The sequence below is a fragment of the Agrobacterium sp. genome, assembly GCF_032092815.1.
Lineage (GTDB): Bacteria > Pseudomonadota > Alphaproteobacteria > Rhizobiales > Rhizobiaceae > Agrobacterium.
The window spans coordinates 4,892-12,193 of the sequence record NZ_DAMDBP010000055.1; the positions used below are offsets into that span (position 1 = coordinate 4,892).

A 7,302-nucleotide genomic window follows, 5' to 3' on the forward strand; every position below is an offset into this window, starting at 1 on the left:
GCAGGTTCTTGATGCGTGCGATAGCAGGCCCACGATAGAGGGCAAACATCCGCATGCAGAAAAACGGACAAAGGAATATTGATGTCTTTCACGGTTGAAAAAACAATTCCCGCTGCGCGCATGCGCCAGTTCCATCAGATGGTGGAGCGCTGGCTTGCCGAAGGTCCGATCAAACTTGCGACCAATGCGACGATTTCTGCCATGGACAATGCCGGCATCCCCAAGGAAGAACAGGCCGCGATCATCGAAGACCGCGACATCATCATGAAGCACAATATGCGCCTTGGTGTTATCAGCGAGGTGTTTGCGCCCGCCATCGAAAAGACGGTTGCCATGACCCGTTCGGGAACCGAAGCGCAGGATGAGATCGCGCGATTGATCGTCACCGCCATCGGCATCCGTCAGGCGGATGACAGTGAAGTCATCACCTTCACCTTCGCCACACAAGATGAGGCAGATAGCTTCAACAAGTCAGTCTGAGACATCCTGTTTCAAGGGCGTTGCAGCCTTTTTTTGTCCGGTTATAGTGCCCCCGGCTTTGTGAACCACAGTTTCATGATCGCCGGGGGGACGGGATGAAAAAGCATATTCTTATTGTCGGTGGCAGTTCAGGCGTCGGGCTGGAACTGGCCCGGCATTATGTCGCCGAAGGGCACACTGTCTGCGTCACCGGCCGCACAGAACCTGACCTGCCAGATGCGCGGTTTTTCTGGCTGCCCATCACCGCATCATCAGCTGATCTGACTGAGGGCATTGACCGTCTGGTTGCCGCGTTCACTGGCATCAACACGCTTGTTTATGCCGCCGGGTTTCTGCAGCGTGGTCCAATCGACACGCTGGATGATGACGCGCTGCTGACCATGACCAATGTCGGCCTCGTCGCGCCCATGATGCTGGCGGCACGGCTGAAACCTGTGGCACCAACGCCGCTGAAGCTGATGTTGATCACCTCTAGTTCGGGTTATACGCCCAGGCCGCAGGAACCGGCTTACGCCGCAACCAAGGCCGGTTTGACCATGCTTGGCGCATCGCTGGTGCGTGACCCCGGCATTGGCAAGGTGCTGGTGGTGGCACCATCCGGCATCCAGACACCGTTCTGGAAGGACACCAGCGAAGACACCAGCACCATGCTGGAACCGCGCTGGACCGCGCAGCAGATCGTTGATCTCTCCGGCGGCGCCTTCAAATACAAATATGCAAAAATCCTGCGCAACCCGGCCCGGGTTGAGGTGGTGGAAAAACTCGACAATGATTTTAAGGCGATTGATTGAACGGGCCAATCCATAGACCAAACCCGCTCAGATCCTGCCGGTCATCCAGAGGATGGTGATGGCAAACCCGCCAATGGCTAGGGTTGATGAGGCAATCGTTGCCACGACGAGAGATACGAGCCTGAGCGGCGGAATGTGGCGCGAGACTTCCAGCTGATAATTGCTGCGGATCGTTTCGGGGTTGTCGCAGGAAATGCTGATCTCACCCGGCGTAGCACACTCAAAGGAACCAAGCGGCATGGCCTGTTTGCCGCTCATATCGGTGCGTTTCACCTGAAAAAATCCCCGTCGATAAGACCGGTAATTGATCGATTGTCCCTCGGGCGAGGTCGCCAGGGTAAAGCGGGCCGAGAAATGCGATGTGCCCATAAAAAAGGTCATGGGCGGTATCAACACATTGATCACGTAACGGCCTGATTTCGGAATTGTCAGTGTGAATGGTTCCGCACTGGCGGGAAACCGCACCCGCAAGCGTGGAAAAATCACCCGGCGCAGCAGGATGATGCACCGCACCAGCAGATAGATGCCAATCAACATGGCGGCAGGGGCAAAGAGATAAGGAGACAGGGCTGGCAAGGTCAGGTTCGATTTCTGGAAAAACAATGATTTCGCACCCTAAATGACGTCTCGCCTTGAATGCAATCACGGCTATTGGCGGCTGGCGAAAATCTGCTCATAATTGCAAGTCACAGGTTGCTGCTTCGTCTGAGGGGGGCATTGATGAGCCATATCTGGATTGCCGCCATCATTTTCGGGTGCCTGTCCGTTGCATCCATCGGTGCCATGGTGCTGTCTCCCAAAATGCACCTGCGCCACCGCGATGATGAAACCAGCGCCGTGGTGCGGCTCATCGCCAACATCTTCGTGGTCATGTCATCCCTCGTGTTCGGCCTGATGATCAATTCGGCCAAAAACACCTATGAAAGCATCGACGATAATCTGCATGCCTTTTCCACCAACATCATCTTGCTGGACAGGTCGCTTCGCACTTACGGGCTGGCCGGCAAGGAAACGAGAGACAGGATCCGCATCTATCTGGAACAGGCCATATCCAATCCGGCGCGGGCAGACAAGGCGGTGCCTGACAATGCAGGCCACGCGCTGGATGCGGTGGGCGACGCGCTGCTGACCATCGAACCGAGGGATCAATTCCATCAGAGCCTGCTACTCGATATTCGCCAGCAATATCGCCGGGTGGTGGAACAACGCTGGGGCATCGTGGAAAATGCCGAAGGCGCCATTCCAAGGCCGCTGATTGCACTGGTCGCCGCCTGGCTCACCCTTATCTTTGCCAGTTTCGGTTACCGGGCACCCGCCAATGCCGTGGTGGTAACGTCCTTCGTGGTGGGCGCCAGCCTCATTGCCACGGCCTTTTATCTGGTGCTGGATATGGATATCCCGTTCCAGGGCGTCATCCAGATTTCGGACATACCCTTGCGCCGTGCGCTTGCCCAGGTCGGTTTGTAAGGCAAAAGAAGTGCGGCGGGAGATCATCCCGCCGAGTTCAGCACATCTATCTTATGAAGGTAGATCGATCAGCCGCTCAGCTCGCGGCCTCTGCGGTTTTCTGGGCTTCTGCCCGTCGCCGGCTGTCTTCTTCTTTTTTCTTCTTGTCTTGGTCGTAGTGCCACTTGATGGAGTAGAACATGCCAATGCCCAATACGAGAATTTTAAACGGAAAGAAAACTATAGGGAACCAGTTGACCCAATCCCAATCCATCATTTTATTTTGTCCAGGCTGTTGCGATATCTGAGCAGCATTACTCCAGTTGGCTGGCTGCTTGCTGCATGACATGGTGTCGCACACCAACTTGTCGCACTTCGACTTGGCGCAGCACCCAATGATTACAGTTCGCGCGCCTGCAAACGGCGGCGGTCACGCTCCACGGTTTCCTGGCCAAGTGGGGTCAGGCGCATCTGCCGTTTTTGAAATTCACCGCGAATCTCGATGTAACCCTGCGCCTGCGCCTCATAAAGAATCTTCAGGCCCATCTTTTTTGGGGGTGTCTGCCAACCCGTGCCAACGGCACTGTGCAGCAATACCATGATCTTGATAATGTCCGTTCTCCGTCATCTCGTTAAGATGTGGCGCAACGCATAACCTTATCGGCCTGTCACTGCAATGCCGGGTTTAACAGGGGAATGAGCTGAATTTACCAGCATTTTCCGGCATTTCGCGTGATTTCCCCTTGAGATTTCGCCCCGAATAACGCTAAGGGCATCAGCCTGCCAGCATATTTTTGGCATTCTGGTCATCTCTGTTGCAACGCAGCGCTCACGTAATGCGTTGCTCTGTAACCCAATATGAATTTCCATCGTGAACGAATTTGGGCATGAGAGGATCCAGAAATGTCATCCGACGCCCAAAGACTCGAATCAAGAATGTTAGAAAAATGAAAAATTCGTCCTCTCCAAGCCAGCTTCCAGAAAACAAGCTCTTTAAAAGCGGTGATGTGTTTGTTCTGTTCGGAGAACTTTTTGGACGTGGTTACGCCACGGGCCTGCTTGATGAAGCGCGCAATGCCGGCATGAAAATCGTTGGCATTACGGTTGGTCGCCGCAACGAAGACAATTCGCTGCGCCCGCTGGATGCGGAAGAGCTGGCTGCTGCCGAACAGCGCCTTGGCGGCAAGATCATCAACATTCCGCTGATGGCCGGTTTTGATCTCGATGCGCCGGAAGGTGGCAAGACCCCGACAGACCTTCTGTCCGGCATGACCATTGGCAGCTGGGAACAGGACAAGCTGGACTGGAATTACGTTGCAAAGTGCCGCGAAGTCGGCACCAAGCGTTTCACCGATGCACTGCAGAAGGTCATGGCCGAGCTGGATGGCATGATCGGCGAGGGGCAGAACGTGTTTTTCGCCCACACCATGGCTGGCGGCATCCCCAAGGCCAAGGTGTTCCTGGTTCTGGCAAACCGCATCTACAAGGGCACCGGCGCGCGCCACATGTCGTCGCAGGCGCTGCTGGAAAGCGATCTCGGCAAGCTGATCCTGCAGAACTTTGATGCCGTTTCGGCTGATACATTTGGCCACCTGATCGAGTTCAGCGCTGCCATTCGCCAGCGCGTTGAAGCTGCAGGTAGCCAGGTGCGTTACACGGCTTACGGTTACCACGGTGCAGAAATCCTGATCGATGGTCAGTATCGCTGGCAGACCTACACCAACTATACGCAGGGCTACGCCAAGATGCGTCTGGAAGGCATTGCCGAAAAGGCATGGGGTGAGGGCATCAAGGCCACGGTTTATAACTGCCCGGAAATCCGCACCAATTCGTCTGATGTGTTCACCGGCATTGAACTGCCTTTGATCCCGCTGCTGTCTGCCTTGAAAAAGGAAGGTGGCGCGGAATGGGCTGAAAGCCAGTGGCAGGCCTGCCAGGCCTTGCTGGTCGATGGCGCAACGCTTGATGACGTCATGGACAAGATCCACACCATGCAGGCCAGCGACGTGATGACGCCGTTTTACAATTTCGCCGCATGGCCAATGCCAAACAGCCAGGCGCAGGCGGATCTGACCATCAGCACCTCGCATGACATTTCGCAGATGCACCGCGATGCTAAGGCCCTGATCAGCGATCACCTCAGCGCCCTGGTGGTGGAATCCACCGGCCAGCTGATTTTCCGCTCCTCCACCGCACCAACCGGTCCGGTTCAGTGGCTGAACCACGATATCGTTGCCAAGCAGCTGAACGCGACGCATCACAGCGCCGCAGCTAAGGCACCGCTTCGCCAGACCGCATGATTGGCGCCATAACGCTTTGTTTGATTGGCGGCACCTGCCGCTGACCTCAGAAAGAGTGATCCAACCCCTGACGACATGAGGCAAACGTCTCAACTGTCGTCAGGGGTTTTTCTTTGCGCTTGCGGCCATAAACGGCAGATGGCGGCGCACACGCTGCGCCACTGCGGCGGACAAGCCAAACCCAACGCTGCCCGTGTTTTTGTTCTGAAACATCTGTCCGGCTGACGCCGCAAAGCGGCAATACGGCCTCTCAAGGCCTATAAAAATGCCGGTAGGCAAGCCAGCCGCATAAGGCGGCAACAACACTCCAGATCAGCAAGATGGCCATAAGCCCGGCACGGCTGGCAGGCCTGCTTGCCTGCATTGCGGCGCGTTGCCGGAACTCTGTCATCAGCTCCACCGGTATCATGTAAACCGCCAGCAGAATGCCAAGCGGCACAATGAGCAGGTCATCGAGATAACCAAGCACCGACACGAAATCCGGGATAAGATCGATGGGGGAAAGCGCATAAGCGGCCACCGCAGCCGCAACCAGTTTTGCGGCAAGTGGCGTTTTCGGATCACGGGCTGCAAACCACAAGGCCACCACGTCGCGCTTGATCCGGCGTGCCCATTGTTTTGCGGATTTCATAAATCCGGCCATGGCTCATCTCCAGCCCGTTGCATCTCTCACCCCGCAATATGACGCAGAACTGCCGACAGGCGCGGCCCTGCGCATCGTTAAAGGGTTGCGGGTCTTAATCTTGCCGGCGCTTGCTGTAAAACAGTCATGCGAACAACCCGGTATCGAAACAGCGTCAAGGCAGTTTAGGCAAAACATCCATGATCACAATGTCTCCGGCGAGACATGCCGCCCACCATCAAAAAGGAGAGGAGGGCGGTGTGATTGTGTTCTGTCAGGCCAGCACAATGCTGCGACTGATGGCTTGCGATGGCGCGCCTGTGGTCGCTGGTTTTCCCTCCGGGCGAATTTTCGGGGGCGGCATGCGTGTGCCCACCGTAAACAGCAACGCACTGACACCAGCCATGCCGGCAAACAACAGGAACATGGCCGGGCCACCCACCATGCCCATGACAGCGCCGCCCAGTGTTGGCCCGACGAAGTTGCCAACGGTGGAAAAGGAATGCGCGCCGAAATAACTGCCTCTGTTTCGTGCGGTCGAAATGCCATCCACCAGCATATATTCCGATGGCACCACCAGAATCTCGCCAATCGTGAACACCACCATGGAAATGGCAAAACCCCATATTTCGCCAGATGCGAGATAACCGAGTTCTCCGACACAAAAGAACAGGCAGCCCACGACCAGAGCCCGCAGCGCACCTGCATGTTCGATAAACCGGCGCGCGAAGGGATTGCCGATCAAAACCACCAGACCGTTGATCGACAGCATATAGGCGAAAATCTCAACCCCGCCGTCAAAATTTGCCGCAAGGTAGGGCGCAAGCGTTGCCGAAAACTGGCCGTAAACGGCAATCAGCAACATGCCGCCGGCAATAAAAAATGCCAGCCGTGGGTCACGCGCCGCGGCCTTCACTGTTTCAAACAGCGAGGTTGAAGCCACCGGCAGAACGGCCTCGGACGGTTCAACAACGGGCACCTTGTACATGTGCAGCGCCAGCGCAAAGGCGGCATAGGTCGCACCTGCAATCAGGAACAGCGTGGTCGAGGCAGCCCCGGCGGCAATGCCAATCAGCGGGCCAATGGCCCAGCCAACATTGGCCGCCGTGTACCGCCAGGAGAAAAATTTCAGCCGCTGCGCCTCAGGGCAGGCGTCGCTCATCATGGCGCGGGAAATCGGCTCATACACCGCAACCGCCACAGCCCCAACAATCTGCGCCACACAGAAGGCCAGCACCGTTTCAGCCGTGCCCATGCCAACCAGCGCAAGCGCCATGGACATCAACGTAATGGTCAAAATGGACTTGCGCCCCACCTTGTCGGAGATCGCCCCGGCAAAGGGTGCCGCCAGCGCGCCCACCAGCGGCCCGGCACCCAAAATTGCGCCAATCATCGCTGGCCCCAGCCCGAATGTCTGCTGCAGCTTTATGGCCAGAAACGACAACGTCATCGCCCGCGCCACGGTCACCAGACCGGACCCGGCAATCAAAAACAGAATGTAGTTCCGCTGATGCGTCGTCATCGTCATGTCAGTTCAGTCTTTGTTATCCGCCAGCGCCAGCAAGATCCGGTCATTTACACCTGATCATCAAGCCACGGGCATTTCATCTTGTCATTCGGTCAGAGGCATTTTGCTTGTCGGAAAGTCGAAGGCATATCGTAT

The 7,302-nt window shown here is 56.4% G+C and carries 9 protein-coding genes; 4 read left to right on the plus strand and 5 right to left on the minus strand.

The window, feature by feature from the left end:
* Positions 1-81: 81 nt before the first annotated feature.
* Positions 82-480: a hypothetical protein gene (locus RT613_RS21400; RefSeq protein WP_313618402.1), complete on the plus strand. Its 399-nt coding sequence runs from the start codon at positions 82-84 to the stop codon at positions 478-480.
* 95 nt (positions 481-575) lie between these two features.
* On the plus strand, positions 576-1,271 hold the full coding sequence (locus RT613_RS21405) for an SDR family oxidoreductase (RefSeq protein ID WP_313618403.1): 696 nt from the start codon (positions 576-578) through the stop codon (positions 1,269-1,271).
* A gap of 27 nt (positions 1,272-1,298) precedes the next feature.
* On the opposite strand, the gene RT613_RS21410 is transcribed toward RT613_RS21405, so the two are convergent.
* Positions 1,299-1,874 carry a hypothetical protein gene (locus tag RT613_RS21410; RefSeq protein ID WP_313618404.1) on the minus strand — a complete coding sequence of 192 codons (576 nt, stop codon included), beginning with the start codon at positions 1,872-1,874 and terminating at the stop codon, positions 1,299-1,301.
* A gap of 117 nt (positions 1,875-1,991) precedes the next feature.
* Here RT613_RS21410 and RT613_RS21415 point away from each other — a divergent pair, with 117 nt between their 5' ends.
* On the plus strand, positions 1,992-2,738 hold the full coding sequence (locus RT613_RS21415) for a hypothetical protein (protein ID WP_313618405.1): 747 nt from the start codon (positions 1,992-1,994) through the stop codon (positions 2,736-2,738).
* A gap of 76 nt (positions 2,739-2,814) precedes the next feature.
* On the opposite strand, the gene RT613_RS21420 is transcribed toward RT613_RS21415, so the two are convergent.
* Both RT613_RS21420 and RT613_RS21425 read right to left on the minus strand, forming a co-directional pair.
* A complete protein-coding gene (locus RT613_RS21420; RefSeq protein ID WP_313618421.1) occupies positions 2,815-2,994 on the minus strand; it encodes a hypothetical protein in 180 nt (59 codons plus the stop codon).
* Positions 2,995-3,116: 122 nt separating this feature from the next.
* A complete protein-coding gene (locus RT613_RS21425) occupies positions 3,117-3,317 on the minus strand; it encodes a hypothetical protein (protein WP_313618406.1) in 201 nt (66 codons plus the stop codon).
* A 347-nt stretch (positions 3,318-3,664) separates the two neighbouring features.
* On the opposite strand from RT613_RS21425, the gene RT613_RS21430 reads away from it, so the two are divergent.
* Positions 3,665-5,017 carry an enoyl-acyl carrier protein reductase FabMG gene (locus tag RT613_RS21430; protein WP_313618407.1) on the plus strand — a complete coding sequence of 451 codons (1,353 nt, stop codon included), beginning with the start codon at positions 3,665-3,667 and terminating at the stop codon, positions 5,015-5,017.
* Positions 5,018-5,267: 250 nt separating this feature from the next.
* Here the strand turns inward: RT613_RS21430 and RT613_RS21435 are convergent, their stop codons facing one another.
* Both RT613_RS21435 and RT613_RS21440 read right to left on the minus strand, forming a co-directional pair.
* Positions 5,268-5,660 carry a DUF1232 domain-containing protein gene (locus RT613_RS21435; protein WP_313618408.1) on the minus strand — a complete coding sequence of 131 codons (393 nt, stop codon included), beginning with the start codon at positions 5,658-5,660 and terminating at the stop codon, positions 5,268-5,270.
* Between the two features lie 253 nt (positions 5,661-5,913).
* On the minus strand, positions 5,914-7,161 hold the full coding sequence (locus RT613_RS21440; RefSeq protein ID WP_313618409.1) for an MFS transporter: 1,248 nt from the start codon (positions 7,159-7,161) through the stop codon (positions 5,914-5,916).
* Between the last annotated feature and the right edge of the window lie 141 nt (positions 7,162-7,302).